The sequence below is a fragment of the Mariniflexile sp. genome, assembly GCF_052728615.1.
The window spans coordinates 19,107-39,857 of sequence record NZ_JBFVFE010000016.1 but is presented as its reverse complement, the minus strand read 5'-3'; the positions used below and the strand labels follow the sequence as shown (position 1 = coordinate 39,857).

Genomic DNA, 20,751 nt, shown 5'->3' with positions numbered 1-20,751 from the left:
TCTAATTATAATCCAGTAAGAATGTCAATTTTAATAAAATCCGCTTTAAATCTTTTATTGAGCTTACTTTTGGTAATTGGCTTAACCTGTTGTAGTGATGCACAGAATGATGGTATTGACATCATACCATCTACAACCAGGATTATTAATTTCTCTGGTTATGAATGGGTAGTACGTACTTCAGAAGAAGCAAAACAAGGACCTGGCCCAAATTTATTTTCAGATTCTGAAGACAATGTTTGGGTAGATAACCAAGGTAGATTGCATTTAAAAATCACACAAAAAGCAGGTAACTGGTATTGCTCAGGAGTCACATTACGTCGTACTCAAGGTTATAAAAAATATGTTTTTTACGTAGCTAGTAGAGTGGATCAATTGGATGAGAATGTTGTTGGAGGTCTTTTCACCTATAAAAATGATACAGAAGAGATTGATATAGAATTTTCTAAATGGTCAATCTCTGGTAATCAAAGTTCTCAGTTTGCAATACAACCTTCAGATAAAGTTGGCAACAAAACGCGTTACGATTTGAATTTAAAAAGTGATTTGTCAACTCATTTTTTTAATTGGCAATCTAATAGTATTGAATTTGCTAGCTATCATGGGCATACATTAGAGCCAAAAGCAGAAGATATTATTAAGACATGGACTTACACAGGAAGCCATATTCCTCCAGAAAATGATGAACGATTAAAATTAAATTTATGGCTATTTAGAGGTAACGCTCCTTCAAACAATCTGCCAGCAGAAATGATTATTGATCATGTTGAAATATTATAAACGTAATTCCCAATTTTTTTTTTAACCTATAACAAAACGGACTATGGTTTGTTTTAATAATAATTTTTTGATAAATAATGCTAGATTTTAACAAGAATATAAACGTTCTTTCTAACAAAGCTACAGCGGGTATAGCTGCAGGAAAAGCAATAGAAGATTGTATTATTAAATTACAGAAAACAAAAAAACAAATACGAATCATTTTTGCAGCAGCACCTTCACAGGACTCTATGCTCAATTATTTAACAACATCAAAATCAATAAATTGGAATAAAATAGTAGCGTTTCATATGGATGAATATATTGGGTTAAAACCTAGTGCCCCAGAATTATTTTCGTCTTATTTAGAAGATAAACTTTTCTCTAAAGTAGATCTAGTTAAGCATACATTCAACTTAAATAATGATGTTTCAAATGAAATAAAAAAGTACACTAAATTATTAGAAGAAGCTCCTATTGATATAGTATGCTTGGGAATAGGTGAGAATGGTCATTTGGCATTTAACGATCCACATGTAGCCGATTTTAATGATCCAGAAATAGTTAAAGTTGTTCAATTAGACGATGCGTGCCGTTTACAACAAGTAAATGATGGATGTTTTGATTCCATAGATAAAGTGCCTCAAAGGGCTATAACATTAACAATACCAACACTTTTAAAAGGAACTCATTTATTTTGTGTTGTGCTAGGAGCAAATAAGAGCGAAGCTGTAAAAAATGCACTTACAGAACCCGTAAATACGTCATGTCCTGCATCTATACTTACAACACATCCCGATTGCAAATATTATTTTGATAAAGAGGCATTTAAAGATATAAAATCTTTACAAAACGTATAATTAAATAAGTTCATGTACTTTGTACATGAATTTAAGATAAATAAGAACTCATCTTGACTTTTTGTTTTTAACCGAAAATGAGTTCTAAATGAAATTTCCATACTTAAGTTATAAATCTACATAAGGATATGATGAATCATAAAAATATTTTTAAATTTTTATTATTGGCGAGTGTAATGTTTACCGCATCTTTAAGTTTAAGAGCTCAAACATTAACCAAAACAGAAGACTTTAAAGTTAAAGGTTTTCATTTAGATTTAAGAATACAGGTAATGACGCCCCAAGCACTGAAGGAGCTTGCTAACGAGCTTTCAGGTATGGGAATTAATACATTAGTCATGGAATGGGAGGGGACATATCCTTATAAAAAGCATGCCGTTATATCCAACGAATATTCATATACACGGGAGGAAGTAAAAGAATTTATTTCCTATTGTGAAAATTTAGGAATTAAAGTAATTCCGTTACAACAAAGTTTAGGGCACGTAGAATATATTTTAAGGAATCCAAGATATAGTAATTTAAAGGAAGATAGAAAAGATATTTCTCAATTATGCCCCATGGAAGCGTTAGAAAGTAAAGCGCTTTTTAAAGATTTATTTTCTGATTTGGCAGAAACACATAATTCAGATTATATACATATTGGTGGCGATGAAACTTATTTATTAGGTCATTGTGAAAAATGTCAATTAAAGGTAAAGGAAGAAGGTAAATCCAAACTATTTGTAGATTACATGAAAATGATTACAGAGATAGTTATAGAATTGGGCAAGAAACCTGTAATGTGGGCTGATATTATACTAAAACACCCTGAAGCTGCAGCAGAATTACCAAAAGAAACCATTTTTATAGATTGGAATTATGGTTGGAAAATTAACCATTTTGGGGATATTCCTAAACTTCAAGAAATGGGTTTTACCTTTTGGGGAGCCCCAGCTATTAGATCTCATCCAGATAATTGGTATGTTACAGATTGGTCAACTCATTTTAAAAATCAAGTAGAATTCATTCCTTATGCAAGAGAGGCAGGATATGAAGGAATGATTTTAACTTCTTGGTCTACTACTGGCGTTTATGGATTTACTTGGGATGTTGGTTATGATGTTATAGATATGGTTCAAATAAGAAACACATATCCGTTATCTGGTTTTCGAATTTTAATGGCAAGCTACGCTAAAGCCATAGATATGAAAGAACCTATTAATCCTCAAGATTTTGTAGTAGAATATGCGAGTAAAAGGTTTGGTTTTGATAAAAAGGATGCTTTAAAATTATGGGACTTTTTATCTGCAGAGCCAGAACTTATAAGTAATGGTAAGCCTACAAAAAGTGAAAGTATAGCTGAAATAAAAGATAAATATAATATAGTTAGAAACGAATTATTAAAGTTAGAGGCAAAACATAACAAAGCAGAATTAGAACAATTTAAATTAATGGCAGATTTAAGAATTCATTATTTAAATTTTAAAGAAATAGAATCTAATTATAATTCCCCTAATTTCACCAGTTCTCAAGCACCAATATTACTAAAAGAATTGGATGCAATATTATTGAATGCTAAAGAATTAAATAAAAGATTTATAACGCTTAACAAAGGATTTCTTTACGATTCAGAATTAAAGGAACAAAATGAATTGAGAGTGCAAGCGGTTCATGTGCTTTATGATAGGTTACTTAAATTAAAATAATCTGATTAATTTCTTGTACTAGACTCGCGAACAATCAATTCTGTTTTCAAAGTAATAGTTTCAGATGTAATAGAATCGTCTTTTTCTTCAATTTGACGAATTAATAATTTAGTAGCCGCTTCACCCATTTGAAAAGCGCGATCGTTAATAGTTGTCAAATGAGGCTCTATAATTTTAGAAATAGGGTAATTACTAAAACCAACAATAGCTACTTCTTCGGGAATTTTTATTTCAGCTTTTCTAAAAACTTGAATAACACTAACGGCAGTATAATCATTTGCACAAAATATACCATCTGGTTTTTCTGAAATTGCTAAATATTTTTCTGCACATTGTACCCCTTCCTCATAGCTAAGATTATTAGTAAATAGTATTAGTGAAGCCTCTATAGGCAAATTATGTTTTTTTAGAGCAGCTTTATAACCTTCTAAACGAGCTTTAAAAATATTAGTAGTTTGGCTACCAGAAATGTGACCAATTCTTTTACAACCATTTTTAATAAGATGTTCTGTTGCTAAATATGCAGATTCAAAATCATTAATAACAATTTTGTTAGCATCAAAATCGGTAGGAACTCTATCATAAAATACAAGAGGAATACCAAGTTTATTTATTTTTTTAAAATGATCACAGCTTTTGGTCTCAATGCCTAAGCATACTATAATACCATCGACCATTTTATTTTGAAGAATTTTTACAATTTCCTTTTCTCTTTTAAGTAAATCTTTTGACTGAAAGATAGTAACATTATAGCCATTGTTGTATGCAAACTCTTCAATACCACTTATAACAAGCGAGTGAAAATGTATATCAATTCTTGGAACGATTACTCCAATAGTTTGTGTTTTTTTCTTTCTAAAGCTTGAAGCTATCGAGTTAGGTACAAACCCTAATTCTTCCGCTTTTTTTTGCACTTTTTTTTTTGTAGAAGCACTAATAGCAGGATGATTTCCTAAAGCCCTAGATATAGTTGATGCAGATAGGTTTAAATCTTTGGCTAAATCTTTTAGGGTAATTCTGGTGTTCTTCATCTTAAATATAACAAACGTTTGCTTTTAAAGTTAATTGTTTTTAGCTGATGCTAAATAAAAATTATTTAACGTAAGTTTTTTCATTTAACAATTATGATACAAATAAAACAAATAAAATTAATAAATTGTTTTATAATACAACAATTATTATGCAAACGTTTGCATTAATGTGTGATTTGTTTTAAATTTGAAAAATAAGAGTAGTTGTAATTGCTAAAGCAAATTTATATATTAATTACATTTTACTCAAGTCAATAGTTAAATTAAAGCTTAATAAATACATTATGAACACATTTAAATTCTTAAATATTTTTATTCTTTTTTATATTTCTTTAGGAAATGCGCAAGTTAATATTATACCACGTCCTATGGAAGTGAAAATTGGAGACGACTTCTATATGTTAAATAATAAAACATGCATTGTTGCAGATAAATTATCTATAAATCAAGCTAATTACCTAGCTTCAATTTTAGAAAAAGCCTTTGATAAAAAACCTAGTATTAAGCAAAAAGGATCTGGTATTATATTAAAAATAAATCCTGCTATGGAAAGTATATTGGGTAAGGAAGGATACAATCTTAAATCTAATAAAAAATATATTTTAATCGAAGCGGCATCAAATACTGGTTTGTTTTATGGAATTCAATCACTAAGACAATTATTACCAAGTGATTTTGAGTTTTTGAAAGATTCAGAAAAAAAGGTTTTTATTCCAGAAGTAGAAATCACTGATAAACCACGTTTTGTATGGCGATCATTTATGTTAGATGAGTCGCGACATTTTAAGGGAACTGAGGTTGTTAAAAATCTGTTAGACGAAATGGCGCTTCTAAAAATGAATGTGTTTCATTGGCATCTTACTGATGATCAAGGTTGGAGAATTGAGATAAAAAAATATCCAAATTTAACGAAAGTAGGGAGTTATAGAGCCGATACTCAGTTAAGCAGAAAAAGTGAAGAGCGTTATGGATATCCTCATGAAGGATTTTATACCCAAGAAGAGATAAAAGAGATTATAAGTTATGCCGAAGAAAGACAAATTTTAATAGTTCCAGAAATAGAAATGCCAGGACATGCGATGGCCGCCATTGCATCTTATCCTTGGTTAGGAATATTAGGAACATCAAACAAGGTACCTCAAATTTTTGGTAAGTTAGATGATTCGTTTAATATAGCAGACCCTAAAGTTTATGAATTTCTTACAGATGTTCTTGAAGAAGTATTTGAACTTTTTCCAGGTAAAGTTGTTCATATTGGTGGTGATGAAGTGATGTTTGATGTATGGAAAAACTCAGAGATTATTCAAAATAAAATTAAGGAAGAAGGCTTAACTTCTCCAGCTGATCTTCAAATATTTTTTACCAATCAAATGTCTAGTTTCATAGAAAACAATAATCATAGAATGATGGGGTGGAATGAAATATTGGGTGTAAATGTACACGAATGGCAAGAGGACTCGGATATAGAGGTAAAGCAAAAACTAGCAGAATCAACTATTGTTCATTTTTGGAAAGGAAACGTAGACCTTATTAATGAAGCTGTTACTAATGGTTATGACATTGTGAATTCTCTACACTCTATGACTTATTTGGATTATAATTATGATAATTTACCGCTTTCTAAAGCATATTCTTTCGATCCAATTCCTGAAGGTGTTGATAAAAAATATACCAACAAAATATTAGGTATAGGTTGTCAAATGTGGAGTGAATGGATTCCTTCAGTTAAACAAATGAATAACCAAATATTCCCAAGAATTGCAGCCTATGCAGAAGTAGGTTGGACAACTCATACTAATAAAAATTACGAGGTTTTTATAAAGTCTTTAAACGAATATAAAAAACGTTGGGAGTTTTTAGGGATAGAATATCATACAGATTTTAAATAATAAAATTTGTATCTTTATGATATCTAAAGACTAATAAATTTTGCCTTTAAATAGTTCTTTTTGACTTTAGTGTGCAATTCGGTGAGTCACACTAAATTAAAAGTGTTTAAAATACTGAAATATAAAGAGTTACAGAATTTCAATTAATCCTGGCACCCCTACACCTGCCGAAATACAGAAAAATCTTATATACTTTCTCTTAAAAAAGAGGAGGCCGCATTGAGGGACTATTTGATCTTGAATAAAAAATTTCTTGAAGCCGACTATCCTCGAGGCAGAGCGTCGGGGAATTCTTTAGATTAATTTTTTGTCAGGTACTTAAAAAAAACACCTAAAACTAGGAAGAACGCTTTTGTATATGAGCCATTCCGTATGTTGGCAAAAAGCAAATAAAACACAAAACTCCGCTAGAAAATTTGCGAGGTTTTTCCATATAAGCACAAAACTGGCCATGGCTTAAGGTGTTGTGGGCTGGCATTTTCACAAAGTCTGTATTTTTTCTCCTTATTTTTTTGTAAAGAACGTAGTTAAGTGGCCGGCCCAATAATATGCAACAAAAAAGTATGTACGGCAACAAAGAGCACAGATATCAAACTCACGTTAATGCATATAATAAATTTAAGTTAATGTATTTCAGTGCTTTTTTTGTATATTTATCCAACCTACATATTCTCTCCCATCATTTATTAGTAGTATAATCGAGTACGCCCTAAAATCTTAAAGCAGTATTTAATAAACCATTTATATTAACTTTAATTTTTTAACAGATTATGAAAACAACCAACCAATTTTTTAAAACCATGGCAATGGCACTATTGCTATGTATCAGTACCACTATCTTCGCACAAGATAAACCAGAAGGGCCACAGTACCTTACCGTAACCACTTTGCACTGGAATATGGATATGGAAGATTTTGACATGGCCACATGGAAAGCGATCGAGAAAGAGTATTTAGAAAAAGTAACAAGAAAGAACGACCATGTTATGGCATCTTCATTTTACTTGCATCAAATGACACCCGATAACACAGAACTTATTTACGTTCGAGTTTACGGATCTTGGGCAGATATAGAAAAAGCCGCAGAGAAAGATGGTGAACTGGAAACAGCCGCATGGCCAGACAAAACCGCAAGAGAGGCATTCTTAAAGAAACAACAGGCGTATTATTCGCGCTATCATTCCGATGAAATATACACAGCGATGCCTTTGGTTAAGCCTATTCCAGAAAATAACAACAAAGACTTAATTTGCTATGTTCGTACTACGCATTTGGCATTTCCGGAAGATGGAAATATTGATGAAATAAGAGGGTTAATGAACGAAAATTTTGAAAAGCTAGTTAAGCCCAATCCCTTGGTAAAAGGGTATTACCCAAACAGACACGCTTGGGGCAAAGACGGCACAGAAATGATGGAGGCTTTTTTCTTGGATTCTATGGCCGATTTAGAAAAAATGTTTGACGGCCTTCCAGAACTTGCCAAAAAAGCATGGCCAGACGAAGCGGCCCGTAAAGAAAGAGATAAAAAATTCGATAAATACTTTACGGGAGTCCATGGCGATGCCGTTTACAAGTTTGTTGCAGAACTATCTAAATAATCCCATTTTTAAGGGTATAAAAAAGGCACCAAATGGTGTCTTTTTTGCTTTTATAATAAGCAGCAACGCTTGCGGAAACTTATTTTAAATGTATTTTTGCAGTATAAAAACAAACCATGAGCGTATTACAAACACTACAAGAAAGAAGCAAAAACACTTGCGAACTTTGTACAGCAACCAAAGGATCATCACAATACACCATTCCTCCTTCGTTAAACGAAAATATAGATAATAGCCTACTGGTTTGTAAAACCTGTTTGGACCAAATTGAAGGAAACACAGAAATGGATGCCAACCATTGGCGTTGTTTAAACGATAGTATGTGGAGCGAACATGTGGCAGTACAAATTATGGCTTGGAGAATGCTGCAAAGGTTACGAAACGAAGGTTGGCCAAAAGATTTATTGGATATGATGTATTTGGATGATAAAGCTTTGGCTCTGGCAAGAGCTACGGGCGAGCATGAAGATGAAGCCAATAAAATAATACACCGCGACGTTAATGGGATTATTCTTCAAGCGGGCGACTCAGTAGTTTTGGTAAAAGATTTAAAGGTAAAAGGGTCCAGCATGGTTGCCAAACAAGGTACTGCCGTTAGAAACATTCGTTTGGACCATGAAAACGCCGAATATATTGAAGGTAAAGTAGATAATCAGCAAATCGTCATCATTACTAAATATGTAAAGAAATTATAGTATTTGGGCGTTACCACAAGGGTCGGGCTATTCGTTACAATCTTTTTAAAACGTCATAACGAGGACAAAGGACGTGGCTATCTGTCAAATATTAGTTCTGTCCAATATTTGTTTTTACCAATGTTTTAAAAAGGATTTTCACTGCTATCCCTAACGCAATCCATAAACTAATATCAAAACCCAGGTTAAATTAACAAGTAGTATCTACAATAATTTTCCATTTACCATCAATCCGTTTAAAAACAAGCATAAAAATACCATCGGCATTTCCAACTTCGCGCTTTATGTGGTATTCGCCTAAAACATAGTAAACATTGTTGCTTATTTTAGTAATGTCGTTTATCTTAAAACTCAATTTGCCCGTATGGCCCTCGGTTGGGTAGGCTGCTTGATAACGGTCCAAAGTATTGTACCAACCATTAGTGATGCCGTGGCTTCCATAAAATTTAAGCGAGTCACTTTTCCAGTAGCCTTCCATGTATTCTTCTATGTTGTTTTTAGACCAAGCAAGCCGCTGTGCTTTTAAAACCGCCATGATAGCATCTTTATCATCCGCTTCAGTAGTTTGGGAAAAGCTATTAAAAGTAGAAATTAAGCAAATTAAAAAGAGTATTTTTTTCATCTGTTTTAATTTTATTTAAATGGTTTTTGTTTTGTGGTTTTTGTGTCTTCTTTGTGTATTTTGTGTAACAGTTATTTCACAAAGGTTTTCAAAATTTCATACAGAGTAACACAAAGATTCGTAAGTTCCTAAAAGTGTCAACCCTATTGTTTTACGTTCAGATGCAATGCTTTTCCATATTTCGATTTTTTTTCAAATTTTAGAATGGCATTTCATACTGCTTCTGTCATTTTTTTATGAATGGGAGTAAAAATAACGAAAACTTTAATTTAAAAGAGTTACTTACCGATTAATTTGACAACAACAACATTTTCATCTAAAGTTAAAATCCCTTGGTCGATTAAATAATATTCTTGAACTTAAGGTTTATATATTTACCTCAGAATAAACTAATTAATACCAATTATAATTTAAAATGAGATTAAAATAAAATGATGATTTTTTTCTTTATTTGATTTATAAAAATAAAGCATAGCCTTAGTTACGGTTTCTTTTTTTAATGAAAAAGAAAGGAAAAAAGGGCGTTTTATTGATCTTATTTTAAGTTATAATTGGTATAAAAGCCCAAATTTATTGTTTAACCAAATTAATTAACTCATTATGGAATTAAAAATTACAAGCTGCAACAATTTTTTTAAAATTAAAGGCACATTGGACAAAAACAATTTAGGTTTGTTTCAAAGTGAATTCAGAAATATTTTTGAAAAGACAAATACGTTGACCATTAGTATTGAAGCTATTGATAGTATGGACCGTTTTGGTGTAAGTGCTTTGGCAAATCTTCATAAAGAAGCGATTGCAAAAAATAAAAGTTTGTCCATTATTGGGTTAGGCTGTGAAGATCTGTACAATCATTTTAAATCTGAAATAGCTGCCTAATTAAAAATAGTATTTCGGGGCATCGCTTCAAGTTATCCATTGAAAATAGTTATATGCGTTCAAGCAGTTGGCTATAGTACATTTTTTTGTTGTTTATAAAAGGCATCTGCCTGAAGCTGCATAAGCTCCCTCGCTTTTGTACGCTTGTATGCGTAAAGTTCTTCTTCGGTTTCCAAATCGGCATAGATACGGTCGTTCATGGCGAAATCTGTTTTCAGCATCACCTCACGTTGGTTTTTATTTTGAAGCACATTGGTTTTAATGGCGGTTTCCTCGTCTTCCAATTTAAAATCATAAGCACCCTTTGGAGATAATAACTTGGCGAATATAGGCGATGTTTCAATAACCAAAAACAACAGAAATATAAATAACGAAGGCAACCATGGTAATTTGTTCAAGGCGTTAACGCGCGCCATTAAGCCATCAAAACCATTAATAATGGGTTGTGTCGTTACAACTTGTGTTTCGTAATCGCCTTTTAATTTAGCTATTTGCGATTCTGTAGTTGCAATTTTTGCTTTGTTTTCTTCTTTAAGTAGTTGTAATTCTGCCAGTAGTGCATCATGTTTATCGCGTTTTTCTTTGTAAACAGGGCCTTTTCCCAATAATTTGGTCCCGGCAGTTCCTTCGGCCTCTGCAATATACGTGTCGTAAAGCGCATTTACTTCGGCTTCTTTGGTAGCTATTTGCTGTTGTAAATTAGTTATATCCTTATCTAAGTTTTCAATATTAGGGTTGAATTGTTCTGCAATTTGGTTTTTGTTAGCAAGTGTCAATTCGTTTTTTTGTTCCAACAACACCTGATTGATTTCTTTTTCAAAAATTTTGAGTTCCAAGGGTTTTGAGATGACGATGGCAATAATTATCGCCAATAAAATCCTGGGTGATGCCTGGATTAATTCATCCACAACATTTCCTGTTTTTTTAATGGTCGAAACAATATAACGGTCCAAATTAAAAATAAGAAGTCCCCAAATAAGCCCGAAAAAAATAGATGTGTAAAGATTATCGAAAACTGTATAAAGCGCAAAACCAGCGGCGATAAAAGCCATTAAAGCGGTGAAGAAAACGGTAGCGCCAATACCTGCGTACTTATTTTGTTCGCCTTTGGAGCATTGTTCTAAAATATCGGTGTCGGCACCTGAGCAAATAATAAAGAATTGCTTTAACATAATGATTGATTTTGATTGATTGATCCTTCGACTGCGCTCAGGACAGGTTGGCTATTAGAACGTTAAGTGGGGTGTTTTGTTACAAAATTATTGATAAAAATTATTTATTTCTAGACCGCACACTTTCAATAATAACCGTTGCCAATATTAACGAACCCCCAAGGTAAGTATTAAGCGTTGGTATTTCATTTAAGAAAATAAAGGCGATGATAATTCCGAAAATAGGTTGTGTACTGTTTATAATACTTGCGGTGCTTACCGTGAAATGTTTGAGGCTATTAACCAACATGGTGTGTCCCATAGCGGTAGTAACCAGTGCCAGCATGATAACATAAGGGAATTCGGTTTTTATGCCCGAAGTGCCAAAGTAAAAAAGCGTTGGTGCCAAAACAATGCTTAGAATACTTACTTGGTAAAGCATGATGTGCGTGCCATTATAGCTGCTAACCAATTTTTTGGACATAATATTACGGAGTGCAAAAAAGAGCGCGGATAATAATCCAAATAAAATGCCTTTTACATACGTACTTTCCAAATTAAATTCTGGTGCCAAAAGGTAAATGCCAAATAAAACCATAACCCCTAACAGAATATAAACGGGATCGAATTTTACTTTTATAAAAAGGGGTTCAAGAAATGTGGTCATTATAGGAAAGGTAAATAATGACAGCATCCCGATAGCGACATTCGATAATTTTAGAGCGTAAAAATAGGTAATCCAATGCGCCCCCAAAAGAAGACCGCTTATTGTTATGGCAACAGCGTCTTTTCTTGAATGCACTTTTAAATCGAACTTTTTATAATAGCAAAAAGCGTACAAAAACAGCCCTCCCAAAAAACACCGCCACCATATAACCACTGGCGTTGGTAAGTCGATATACTTTCCTAAAGCGCCCGAAGTACTAATAAATAACGTGGCTAATGTAAGTTGAAGTAAGTGGTTGCTGTGTTGGTTTTTCATTTTGAAGTTAGCCTTCTGTGTTAGCGATTGAAGTGAAAATCCTTTTGTTTTTACAAAAGATTGAAACGTAAAGCGCGACCCCCGATTTTTCTTCGGGGGAAACACCCAAAAATTACTTGTGCTGAATTCATTTCAGTATTTAGAAAGCTCTGTAAAATATTTATAAAAATACGGAATGGTTTCGATGCCTTTTAGGTAATTGAAAATGCCGAAATGTTCGTTTGGCGAGTGGATGGCATCACTATCCAACCCAAAGCCCATGAGTATGGTTTTGCTTTTCAACTCTTGCTCGAACAAGGACACTATGGGGATGCTGCCACCGCTACGCTGCGGAATGGGGATTTTGCCAAAAGTCTCATGGTACGCTTTGCTTGCCGCTTGATAACCCAAACTATCTATGGGAGTTACATAGCCCTGACCCCCATGGTGCGGTTTTACTTTTACGGTAACACCTTTTGGAGCGATACTTTCAAAGTGTTTTGTGAATAATTTTGTGATTACTACCCAATCTTGATGCGGTACCAAACGCATGGATATTTTGGCATAGGCTTTACTGGCAATAACGGTTTTGGCACCTTCGCCGGTGTAACCGCCCCAAATGCCGTTTACATCTAAAGTTGGGCGTATAGAATTCCGTTCGTTGGTGGTATATCCCGTTTCGCCGTAAACAGCGTCGATAACCAACGCTTTTTTATAGTTTTCCGAATTGAAAGGTGCCTTTGCCATTTCTGCACGCTCTGCTTTTGAAAGTTCTTCCACTTTATCGTAAAAACCGGGAATGGTAATACGATTGTTTTCATCGTGAAGGGATGCAATCATTTTAGCTAAAATGTTGATGGGGTTTGCTACTGCGCCTCCGTATAAACCGGAGTGTAAATCTCTGTTAGGGCCTGTAACTTCTACTTCCACATAACTTAATCCACGTAATCCGGTGGTAATAGAAGGTACATCTTTGGCAATCATGCCCGTATCGGAAATAAGAATAACGTCATTTTTTAATTTTTCCTGATTGTTTTTCACAAAAATGGCAAGGTTGGAGCTTCCCACTTCCTCTTCGCCCTCAATCATGAATTTTACATTACATGGCAGTTGGTTGGTGGTGGTCATAAACTCCATGGCTTTTACGTGCATGTACATTTGCCCTTTATCATCGCAAGCACCTCGCGCAAAAATAGCGCCTTCGGGATGTAGTTCGGTGGTTTTTATAACGGGCTCAAAAGGCGGGGAGTTCCATAAATTTAATGGGTCTGGTGGTTGTACATCGTAATGCCCATACACTAAAACGGTGGGTAAATTTTTGTCGATTATCTTTTCGCCATAAACGATTGGGTAACCATCTGTTTTGCAGATTTCAACCGTGTTGCAACCTGCTTTTTCCAGGCTGGTTTTAACGGCATCGGCGGTTTTTAAAACATCGTTTTTATAGGCTGAATCGGCACTTATGGATGGGATTTTAAGTAATTCGATGAGTTCGTTTACAAATCGGTCTTTGTGTTCCTTGATATAAGGTTGTATGTTGTTCATGAAGTATATATATAGTTGTTTCAAAAGTACAAAAAAGAACCGTTTTTGATGGTTTCTTTACCAGTGCCAAGAGGAAAGGTTTTAAAATAGTCTTAATATTTATTTAATGCGTTTTTCCCTTTGTGGTTTTTGTGCCCTAGTTATTTCACACCTAACGGCAGGCAGACAGGCTCACAAAATCCTACACGTCCTGATAGCTCCTATCGGGATGGAGTTTATTTTTTTTTGGGATTTTAATATTTACTCAATATCCGGTTTTTGTCTATTCGCCTTTTTATCAGATACGTTACGCTTATTTTTTAAACGTTTTTTTACTACTGACCTTGGGATTTTTGTTGGAATTCGTTTTTTGGGAACCAACAATCCGCTTTCCAATAGCTCAAAAAAGCGTTTTGTTACCAGTTCTTTGTTTTTATGCTGGCTTCTGGTTTCATCGCATTGCATGACAAGAGTACCTTCATTTGTAAATTTTGTTTTAAGCTTATTTAAAAGCCGTTCCTTTTGCCCATCATCAAAAACCAAAGATTCATTAATATCGAAAGTCAGTTCCACTTTAGAAGACACTTTATTCACATGCTGTCCACCTGCACCCGAACTTCTAATGGCTTTAAAAGTCAATTCCAATGTTAATGCGTGTTTATCGAACATAACTATAGTTGGTGTGCTGGTTTTAATAGATCGTTCACTGTTTTTACGGGGTTGAATGTGGAAACAGGAATTTCAACGAAAATAGAATTCCAATGTGCCATACTGCCATTCCATAATCCGGGAAGTTCTAAAGCCTTAATATCAATACCATTTTGTGATTTTATGGTGATGAAAGCTGCCTTTTGGTCTATATAGTTTGTTAAATCAAATTTTTTGCCTTTATAGTTTTTAACGCCACAAACCAAATCGGTTGGGTTAAAATGAGTGGCGTTTTTTGCAATATATTTTTGTTCTTCATTTTCAAAATCAATTTGGGCAAATTCAATAATCTGTAATGAAACACGGCCGTTTTCATCTTTTACCCAAAATGGGCCACCACCAGGTTCGCCTTCGTTTTTAACCATGCCACATACCCGAATAGGTTTATTTAACTTTTTTTGTAAATAACCCATTTTTTCTTCAGGGCTTAACCCATGGTACGCGTTTCCTAAAGCGACATTCAACCTATTAACTACAAACAACTCAATGTTGTTGATTTCTTCTTCTAAAACAGCATCCTCGTCCAGCTTTCTTAAATATTTGAACGTTTGTTCTTGAATTTTCAACAGCACGCCAGCCATCAACTTCTTATGGGGCGACGCTTCTTTGTTTTGCCCAAAAACAACCATGTTATCTATATTCTTGATAAAAATTAAATCAAAATCAAGTGTATTAAGGTTTTGTATTAACGCCCCATGGCCCGATGGTCTAAACAACAAATTACCTGCTTCATCTCTATATAATGCATCTTTTGAAGTGATGGCAATGGTGTTTGTGGATGGACTTTGAAAGGAGAAGGACACCTTATAATGTGTATTGGTTTTTTCTTCTACATCTTCCTTAACATACTTTAGTTCATCATCAAACATTTTAGCATGGGTATCTGATATGGTAAAATGTAAATTTGCTGATTTTTTAGAAGAAGCGTATAGGCTTGCCTCCATTAAATGCTCTTCAAAAGCTGTTGAAACATGTGTAGCATATTTATGGAATGGCAGTAATCCTTTTGGATAAAAACCATAATTCAATCTGTTTTCGTCGAGCATGGTTTTTACAAACTCCTTGCTTCGTTCTGCATAGGACAAACCATTAAAATCAGGAATTACTTCATGGATTTTAAAAACAACATCTTCAAAAAACGGCAATTTTTCCAATCCACTTAAAAACACTTCCAGGTCTTTGTTTTTAGAGATATAGGACTCGATATTTTCCTTATTTGGATCAAAATCCTTTAAAAACTGAAATAAAAAGTTAAACATGCGTGTTGCTGCACCCGATGCGGGAACAAATTTAACAATAGATAAATCATTACACTTGTTATCGAACAAACGGATGTATTCCTCTCTTCGGTTTCCATCAATTTTCAGAATACCGTTACCTATACTGGCAGCTTCCACCAAATGAGCATAAGACATTCCAGATTTTATAAGTTCCATCTGCGATTGTACCTTTTCGACAGTTAAACCAGAATCATTTATTTGTTGGATATCTTTATCTGTAAACATTACTTTTGGTTTTTCAATAAGTTATCAATGTGCTTTACTGCGGTTTCCATACGTGTTTTTTTATCGCCTTTCAGCAAAACATAAGGGCGTTTGTTTACAATCAATGCTTGCTCAAAAGCTTTAAACATGGCCTCTCTTTCTTCGGGTTTATCGCGCAAATCGTCGGCTTCCCAAGGGGTGTCAATATAAGTTAAAAAATACAAATCGTAAGTATTTTCTAAGGCATATTTTTCAATAACGGGGTCGCAGGTTCCTAGATAATAGGTTTCGGAATACACTTTGGTTTCCAATAGATCGGTATCGCAAATTAAAACCGTATCTGTTTTTTTGGCCAGTTTGTTTTCCAATTTTATTTGACCTTTTGCAATGGGCAATAAATCATCTGGCTCGCAGGTTTTACGTTCGTTGTTCCATTTGTTTTGAAGATACTCCCGTGCATATTCTGGCACCCAAACCGAATTGTAATGCCTTGCCAAATGTTTTGACAAGGTGGTTTTTCCGGTAGATTCCGGGCCAAACAACACTACTTTTATACAGTTTGCCGGTAATTGTTTATACTTTTCTTCCATGCCATATATCCTTGAATTGCTAATATAGTAAAGATTACATATTGTAGAGACAATATACCCAACCCTCGGTAGGCATACAGTGGAATGGTAATTAAATCGCCAATAATCCAAAGTGTCCAGTTTTCGAGTTTTTTAATGGCCATGTACCACATGGCTGTAAAAAAGATGCCCGAGGTTACCACGTCTATATAATTTGGTATTTCCAAGGTGTAACCAAACCCTTTGTACACCAAAAAAGTAACTACCATGGTCAATACAAAAAACAAAATCCCTATCTGCTTTTCCTTTAAAGTGGTTCTTGATATGGGCACAACCGGTTTATTTTCCTTTTTCCTGGACCAATTCCACCACCCATAAATACTCATAATGGAATAATAAAAATTCATCATCATGTCTCCAAAATACTCATTTATGTACAGCAGATAAACGGTTATAACGGTACAAACAATACCTGTTGGGTACACTAAAATATTCTCTTTTTTAGCATACCAAACACTTAAAATACCAAATACAAAAGCTACCGCTTCAAGCACTATTTGAAAAGTGGAGGTATGGCAATAGGCGTCTAAAAAGAAATCAAAAATGTGGTTCATAACCGTGTCTGTCCGTTTTTACAATCTTCATGGTTAAAACGCAAATATTTTGGTTTTCAAAAGATATTTTTATTTGCTCGTTTAAAAATGGCATCAAGCTGTCGAAATCCCCATAAATCTGGGTGCTTAACGGATTTTCCAAAACGGTAAAATCTGACTGCCGCAATGCTTTGATAAAATTGATGACGTGTATTTCGTAATCGTCCTGTAATGGTGATAATGTTAGGTCTATTGATACTTTCATGCCCCCTCTTAATCTCCCCTAATGGGAGAAACTGTTATGTGTTAAACTCATCTTATTTCGCCACGTCCCGATAATTATCGGGAACACGAATAATTATTCATTATAATGTTATGCTTATGACAAAAATATCACGTGGCATCAAAATAATTACTCCTATTGACCCCTCCGCCTACGGCATACCGAAAATTCGGCACAAGCACTCCTCCTTAAAAAAAGGGAAGGAATTATTGAAAGCTACTTTTTAACTCTTCAAAAAACGATTCATTTTCTTCAAAAGCGGTGCCTATCACCACCAGGTCTGCTCCCGATTGATAGGCAGTTTCCAATTGTTGTTTAGTTCTAATGCCCCCGCCAACTATCAGCGGAATTTGCAATGCTTGTTTTACGGAATGAATAATGGCTTTTGGAACAGCTTCTTTAGCGCCACTACCAGCTTCCAAATAAATAAGCTTCATTCCCAATAATTCTCCCGCTTTTGCTGTATCCACTATTCTCTGGATATTTTCTCTTGGCATGGGCTGTGTGCCTGTTACATTTTCCACAGCCGTTTTCTTTCCGCTTTCTATTAAAATATAGCCTGTTGGGAGCACTTCTAAGTTGGTTTTTTTCAGTTTTGAAATCGACTCCACATGTTTGCCTATTAAATATTCTGTATTTCTCCCCGAAATCAACGACAAAAATAATATACCATCTGCTTTACTGGTAATTTGTGTAATATCTCCCGGAAACAATACTACCGGAAGTTTTGTTAACTTTTTTATTTCTGAAACCAATATATCCGTAAGGTGTTCCTCAACCCTGCTACCTCCAACAAAAATATGGGTTGCAACTGATTGATTTATTTTTTCTGTAATTATAGTTATACTATCAAGTTTCGTTTTATCAGGGTCAATTAAGACTGCCAATAATCTTTTTTTAATAGACATTGAATTCAATAGGTTTTGATATATGTTATTTACTTTTGCCACGTTTTTTCTTTAAAATCCCAAAAAAATATCCCGATAATTATCGGGACCAATACTTCACAAAATGATTTTATCGGTCTATTTCCTATACTCTATTATCTTCTGTCTATTTCATGGCATACGCACATGTAAACCCCTCGAACTCTAAAAATTGAATGTTATATCGGCATTTTTTGTCTTCATAATCTATCCAAGCCACCGTTTCATAAGCATTATCTGAAACAGGAATAACCAAACAATGCTTTTTAAAACTTAATCCGGGTGTAGCATACAATTTATATAACGATTCCTTTATGCACCAAATAACAGTTAATTTTTTAACAAATTCAGCATCATTCACATCTAAATAAGCAAACTCATAATCAATAAATTTATGGGCAATGATGGTTATTTTTTCGCGTTGTTTTTCAATATCGATACCAATTATGGAAGCACTCACAATAACCGCCGAAAAATGAAACGAATGAGTTATTGAAATGTGCTTGCCATCCTTTAAATGGGGTTTGCCATTTTCATCGTAAAACAAATCGGTATCTTGATATCCAAATTCCGCTAACAAACGGCGCACACTTAAAAATCCTCGCCTGTGCAAATCGCTTTTCATATCTAAAACACGCTCTAAACTTTCTGGTTTTAAGGTTATGGCTTGCATTAAATTGTCGAAAGATTCTGTAATATTCCAGATTTTGACAGTAGTTTCTGGATTTGGAGCAATGGTTTTGTAAAGAGGCATTTAATTTTCTAAAAGTTATTAGTTATCTTTGCACTGCCTAAGGCAGATTTTACACTTAATCAGTTAGCGAATTTAACTATTTAAGTTCTAATCCCAAGAATGTTTGATTTTAAAAACAAAAAGAAAAATTGATATGAGTACAAAAACAATTCCTTATGTAGCCAATAAAGTGAAAGATTTATCGCTTGCAGATTGGGGACGAAAAGAAATAGAATTAGCCGAAGCCGAAATGCCCGGACTTATGAGTTTGCGCGAAGAATACGGAAATTCGCAACCGCTTAAAGGCGCACGTATTGCCGGATGTTTGCACATGACCATTCAAACGGCCGTTTTAATTGAAACGCTACAAGCTTTAGGTGCAGAGGTTACTTGGAGTTCTTGCAACATATTTTCAACACAAGATCAAGCCGCTGCTGCCATTGCTGCTGCAGGAACTTCGGTTTACGCTTGGAAAGACATGACCGAAGAAGCTTTTGATTGGTGTATTGAGCAAACTCTTTTCTTTGGAGAAGACCGTAAACCGCTTAACATGATTCTTGATGATGGTGGCGATTTAACCAATATGGTTTTAGACCGTTACCCAGAACTGATTTCAGGAATAAAAGGTTTAAGTGAAGAAACCACTACGGGTGTTCACAGACTATACGAACGTGTAAAAAATGGCACCTTGCCTATGCCAGCTATCAATGTTAATGATTCGGTTACAAAATCGAAATTCGATAACAAATATGGTTGTAAGGAATCTGCTGTGGATGCTGTTCGTCGTGCTACCGATATCATGCTTGCAGGAAAACGTGTGGTTGTTTGTGGTTATGGTGATGTTGGTAAAGGTACCGCCGCCTCTTTTAAAGGTGCAGGAAGTATTGTAACCGTTACCGAAATAGACCCGATTTGTGCGCTACAAGCCGCTATGGACGGTTTTGAAGTTAAAAAATTGGAAACCGTTGTTGGTAATGCTGATATTATTATCACTACTACTGGAAATAAAGATATTGTACAAGCACGTCATTTTGAAGCCGTAAAAGACAAAACCATTATTTGCAATATTGGGCATTTTGATAATGAAATTGATATGGCTTGGTTAAAGAAAAACCATGGGCACACCAAAAACACCATTAAACCACAAGTAGATAAATATACGGTTAACGGAAAAGACATCATCATTCTTGCAGAAGGACGCTTGGTAAATTTAGGTTGCGCAACGGGCCACCCAAGTTTTGTAATGAGCAACTCGTTTACCAACCAAACCTTGGCGCAATTAGAGCTATGGAATAACAACGAAGCCTACGAAAACGATGTGTATATGTTGCCAAAGCATCTGGATGAAAAAGTAGCCAAATTACATTTAGCAAAAATTGGTGTAGAGCTTACCGAACTTCGTAAAGACCAAGCAGATTATATTGGCGTAAGCGTGGAAGGCCCTTTTAAACCAGAATATTATAGATATTAAGAATTCCTGCGAAAGCAGGAATCTCATTAATTGAAACTCAAAATACGTTAAATCCCAAGCAACTCGTTTGGGATTTTTTTTGTGAAATTTAAATTTAGTTTACCGTGAATCTTTATTACAGAAAAAAAAAGCTAATTATTATTTAGGTAGCTTATATCATTGACCCCTCCGCCTTAAAAAAGGAGAGAAATTAAACCCCTCTGCCTAAAGGCATCTTCCCTAAAAAAAGGAGAGAAATTAAATAGTGTTGATATAATTTTTTTATTTTAATTTTTTTCCATTGTTGTCCGGTTAAAATATTTTGTGATGACATATCGTATAGGTTTC

The 20,751-nt window shown here is 34.3% G+C and carries 20 protein-coding genes; 8 read left to right on the top strand and 12 right to left on the bottom strand.

What is annotated here, in order from left to right; translation table 11 throughout:
• Positions 1 to 21 precede the first annotated feature (21 nt).
• From ACU1LP_RS08295 to ACU1LP_RS08285, 3 genes are all read left to right on the top strand, one after another.
• Entirely contained in the window at positions 22 to 780 is a 759-nt protein-coding gene (locus tag ACU1LP_RS08295) for a glycoside hydrolase family 16 protein (RefSeq protein ID WP_445733371.1), read from the top strand.
• Positions 781 to 857: 77 nt separating this feature from the next.
• On the top strand, positions 858 to 1,619 hold the full coding sequence (locus tag ACU1LP_RS08290; protein ID WP_445733372.1) for a 6-phosphogluconolactonase: 762 nt from the start codon (positions 858 to 860) through the stop codon (positions 1,617 to 1,619).
• Between the two features lie 128 nt (positions 1,620 to 1,747).
• Positions 1,748 to 3,307: a family 20 glycosylhydrolase gene (locus tag ACU1LP_RS08285; RefSeq protein ID WP_445733373.1), complete on the top strand. Its 1,560-nt coding sequence runs from the start codon at positions 1,748 to 1,750 to the stop codon at positions 3,305 to 3,307.
• Positions 3,308 to 3,312: 5 nt separating this feature from the next.
• On the opposite strand, the gene ACU1LP_RS08280 is transcribed toward ACU1LP_RS08285, so the two are convergent.
• Entirely contained in the window at positions 3,313 to 4,338 is a 1,026-nt protein-coding gene (locus ACU1LP_RS08280) for a LacI family DNA-binding transcriptional regulator (RefSeq protein ID WP_445733374.1), read from the bottom strand.
• Positions 4,339 to 4,622: 284 nt separating this feature from the next.
• On the opposite strand from ACU1LP_RS08280, the gene ACU1LP_RS08275 reads away from it, so the two are divergent.
• From ACU1LP_RS08275 to ACU1LP_RS08265, 3 genes are all read left to right on the top strand, one after another.
• Positions 4,623 to 6,227, top strand: coding sequence for a beta-N-acetylhexosaminidase (locus ACU1LP_RS08275; protein ID WP_445733375.1), 1,605 nt, complete (start codon positions 4,623 to 4,625; stop codon positions 6,225 to 6,227).
• Between the two features lie 770 nt (positions 6,228 to 6,997).
• Complete coding sequence (locus ACU1LP_RS08270; RefSeq protein WP_445733376.1) at positions 6,998 to 7,825, top strand: hypothetical protein; 828 nt, start codon at positions 6,998 to 7,000, stop codon at positions 7,823 to 7,825.
• Positions 7,826 to 7,941: 116 nt separating this feature from the next.
• The gene (locus ACU1LP_RS08265; RefSeq protein ID WP_445733377.1) at positions 7,942 to 8,520 is read left to right on the top strand and encodes a PhnA domain-containing protein; all 579 of its coding nucleotides are present in this window, start codon (positions 7,942 to 7,944) and stop codon (positions 8,518 to 8,520) included.
• 190 nt (positions 8,521 to 8,710) lie between these two features.
• On the opposite strand, the gene ACU1LP_RS08260 is transcribed toward ACU1LP_RS08265, so the two are convergent.
• On the bottom strand, positions 8,711 to 9,142 hold the full coding sequence (locus tag ACU1LP_RS08260) for a YybH family protein (protein ID WP_445732719.1): 432 nt from the start codon (positions 9,140 to 9,142) through the stop codon (positions 8,711 to 8,713).
• Between the two features lie 600 nt (positions 9,143 to 9,742).
• On the opposite strand from ACU1LP_RS08260, the gene ACU1LP_RS08255 reads away from it, so the two are divergent.
• A complete protein-coding gene (locus tag ACU1LP_RS08255) occupies positions 9,743 to 10,021 on the top strand; it encodes an STAS domain-containing protein (protein ID WP_445732718.1) in 279 nt (92 codons plus the stop codon).
• A gap of 71 nt (positions 10,022 to 10,092) precedes the next feature.
• Here the strand turns inward: ACU1LP_RS08255 and ACU1LP_RS08250 are convergent, their stop codons facing one another.
• The 10 genes from ACU1LP_RS08250 to ACU1LP_RS08205 all read right to left on the bottom strand — a co-directional run bounded on the left by ACU1LP_RS08250 (position 10,093) and on the right by ACU1LP_RS08205 (position 18,974).
• Complete coding sequence (locus tag ACU1LP_RS08250; RefSeq protein ID WP_445733378.1) at positions 10,093 to 11,193, bottom strand: DUF4407 domain-containing protein; 1,101 nt, start codon at positions 11,191 to 11,193, stop codon at positions 10,093 to 10,095.
• A gap of 100 nt (positions 11,194 to 11,293) precedes the next feature.
• Positions 11,294 to 12,154: a DMT family transporter gene (locus ACU1LP_RS08245; RefSeq protein ID WP_445732716.1), complete on the bottom strand. Its 861-nt coding sequence runs from the start codon at positions 12,152 to 12,154 to the stop codon at positions 11,294 to 11,296.
• Between the two features lie 132 nt (positions 12,155 to 12,286).
• Positions 12,287 to 13,678, bottom strand: a complete 1,392-nt coding sequence (locus tag ACU1LP_RS08240; RefSeq protein ID WP_445732715.1) for a dipeptidase — start codon at positions 13,676 to 13,678, stop codon at positions 12,287 to 12,289.
• Between the two features lie 240 nt (positions 13,679 to 13,918).
• Entirely contained in the window at positions 13,919 to 14,326 is a 408-nt protein-coding gene (arfB, locus tag ACU1LP_RS08235; protein ID WP_445732714.1) for an alternative ribosome rescue aminoacyl-tRNA hydrolase ArfB, read from the bottom strand.
• A gap of 2 nt (positions 14,327 to 14,328) precedes the next feature.
• Complete coding sequence (locus tag ACU1LP_RS08230; RefSeq protein WP_445733379.1) at positions 14,329 to 15,870, bottom strand: DUF4301 family protein; 1,542 nt, start codon at positions 15,868 to 15,870, stop codon at positions 14,329 to 14,331.
• The gene (locus ACU1LP_RS08225) at positions 15,870 to 16,439 is read right to left on the bottom strand and encodes an AAA family ATPase (protein ID WP_445733380.1); all 570 of its coding nucleotides are present in this window, start codon (positions 16,437 to 16,439) and stop codon (positions 15,870 to 15,872) included. Before ACU1LP_RS08225 ends, ACU1LP_RS08230 begins: the two co-directional genes overlap by 1 nt.
• Positions 16,400 to 17,032: a nicotinamide riboside transporter PnuC gene (pnuC, locus tag ACU1LP_RS08220; protein WP_445733381.1), complete on the bottom strand. Its 633-nt coding sequence runs from the start codon at positions 17,030 to 17,032 to the stop codon at positions 16,400 to 16,402. The genes ACU1LP_RS08225 and pnuC overlap by 40 nt, the downstream gene beginning before the upstream one ends.
• Positions 17,016 to 17,276: a hypothetical protein gene (locus ACU1LP_RS08215; RefSeq protein ID WP_445733382.1), complete on the bottom strand. Its 261-nt coding sequence runs from the start codon at positions 17,274 to 17,276 to the stop codon at positions 17,016 to 17,018. The genes pnuC and ACU1LP_RS08215 overlap by 17 nt, the downstream gene beginning before the upstream one ends.
• Before the next feature lie 224 nt (positions 17,277 to 17,500).
• Entirely contained in the window at positions 17,501 to 18,226 is a 726-nt protein-coding gene (locus ACU1LP_RS08210; protein WP_445733386.1) for a geranylgeranylglyceryl/heptaprenylglyceryl phosphate synthase, read from the bottom strand.
• 121 nt (positions 18,227 to 18,347) lie between these two features.
• A complete protein-coding gene (locus tag ACU1LP_RS08205) occupies positions 18,348 to 18,974 on the bottom strand; it encodes a 4'-phosphopantetheinyl transferase family protein (RefSeq protein WP_445736023.1) in 627 nt (208 codons plus the stop codon).
• Between the two features lie 133 nt (positions 18,975 to 19,107).
• On the opposite strand from ACU1LP_RS08205, the gene ahcY reads away from it, so the two are divergent.
• Positions 19,108 to 20,424: an adenosylhomocysteinase gene (gene ahcY / locus ACU1LP_RS08200; protein ID WP_445736022.1), complete on the top strand. Its 1,317-nt coding sequence runs from the start codon at positions 19,108 to 19,110 to the stop codon at positions 20,422 to 20,424.
• Positions 20,425 to 20,751 lie beyond the last annotated feature (327 nt).

Excerpts from the sequence above, each read along its gene's own strand:
- ACU1LP_RS08295 (WP_445733371.1), top strand. The coding sequence starts at position 22 with ATGTCAATTTTAATAAAATCCGCTTTAAATCTTTTATTGAGCTTACTT.
- ACU1LP_RS08290 (WP_445733372.1), top strand. The coding sequence starts at position 858 with ATGCTAGATTTTAACAAGAATATAAACGTTCTTTCTAACAAAGCTACA.
- ACU1LP_RS08285 (WP_445733373.1), top strand. The coding sequence starts at position 1,748 with ATGATGAATCATAAAAATATTTTTAAATTTTTATTATTGGCGAGTGTA.
- ACU1LP_RS08280 (WP_445733374.1), bottom strand. The coding sequence starts at position 4,338 with ATGAAGAACACCAGAATTACCCTAAAAGATTTAGCCAAAGATTTAAAC.
- ACU1LP_RS08275 (WP_445733375.1), top strand. The coding sequence starts at position 4,623 with ATGAACACATTTAAATTCTTAAATATTTTTATTCTTTTTTATATTTCT.
- ACU1LP_RS08270 (WP_445733376.1), top strand. The coding sequence starts at position 6,998 with ATGAAAACAACCAACCAATTTTTTAAAACCATGGCAATGGCACTATTG.
- ACU1LP_RS08265 (WP_445733377.1), top strand. The coding sequence starts at position 7,942 with ATGAGCGTATTACAAACACTACAAGAAAGAAGCAAAAACACTTGCGAA.
- ACU1LP_RS08260 (WP_445732719.1), bottom strand. The coding sequence starts at position 9,142 with ATGAAAAAAATACTCTTTTTAATTTGCTTAATTTCTACTTTTAATAGC.
- ACU1LP_RS08255 (WP_445732718.1), top strand. The coding sequence starts at position 9,743 with ATGGAATTAAAAATTACAAGCTGCAACAATTTTTTTAAAATTAAAGGC.
- ACU1LP_RS08250 (WP_445733378.1), bottom strand. The coding sequence starts at position 11,193 with ATGTTAAAGCAATTCTTTATTATTTGCTCAGGTGCCGACACCGATATT.
- ACU1LP_RS08245 (WP_445732716.1), bottom strand. The coding sequence starts at position 12,154 with ATGAAAAACCAACACAGCAACCACTTACTTCAACTTACATTAGCCACG.
- ACU1LP_RS08240 (WP_445732715.1), bottom strand. The coding sequence starts at position 13,678 with ATGAACAACATACAACCTTATATCAAGGAACACAAAGACCGATTTGTA.
- arfB (WP_445732714.1), bottom strand. The coding sequence starts at position 14,326 with ATGTTCGATAAACACGCATTAACATTGGAATTGACTTTTAAAGCCATT.
- ACU1LP_RS08230 (WP_445733379.1), bottom strand. The coding sequence starts at position 15,870 with ATGTTTACAGATAAAGATATCCAACAAATAAATGATTCTGGTTTAACT.
- ACU1LP_RS08225 (WP_445733380.1), bottom strand. The coding sequence starts at position 16,439 with ATGGAAGAAAAGTATAAACAATTACCGGCAAACTGTATAAAAGTAGTG.
- pnuC (WP_445733381.1), bottom strand. The coding sequence starts at position 17,032 with ATGAACCACATTTTTGATTTCTTTTTAGACGCCTATTGCCATACCTCC.
- ACU1LP_RS08215 (WP_445733382.1), bottom strand. The coding sequence starts at position 17,276 with ATGAAAGTATCAATAGACCTAACATTATCACCATTACAGGACGATTAC.
- ACU1LP_RS08205 (WP_445736023.1), bottom strand. The coding sequence starts at position 18,974 with ATGCCTCTTTACAAAACCATTGCTCCAAATCCAGAAACTACTGTCAAA.
- ahcY (WP_445736022.1), top strand. The coding sequence starts at position 19,108 with ATGAGTACAAAAACAATTCCTTATGTAGCCAATAAAGTGAAAGATTTA.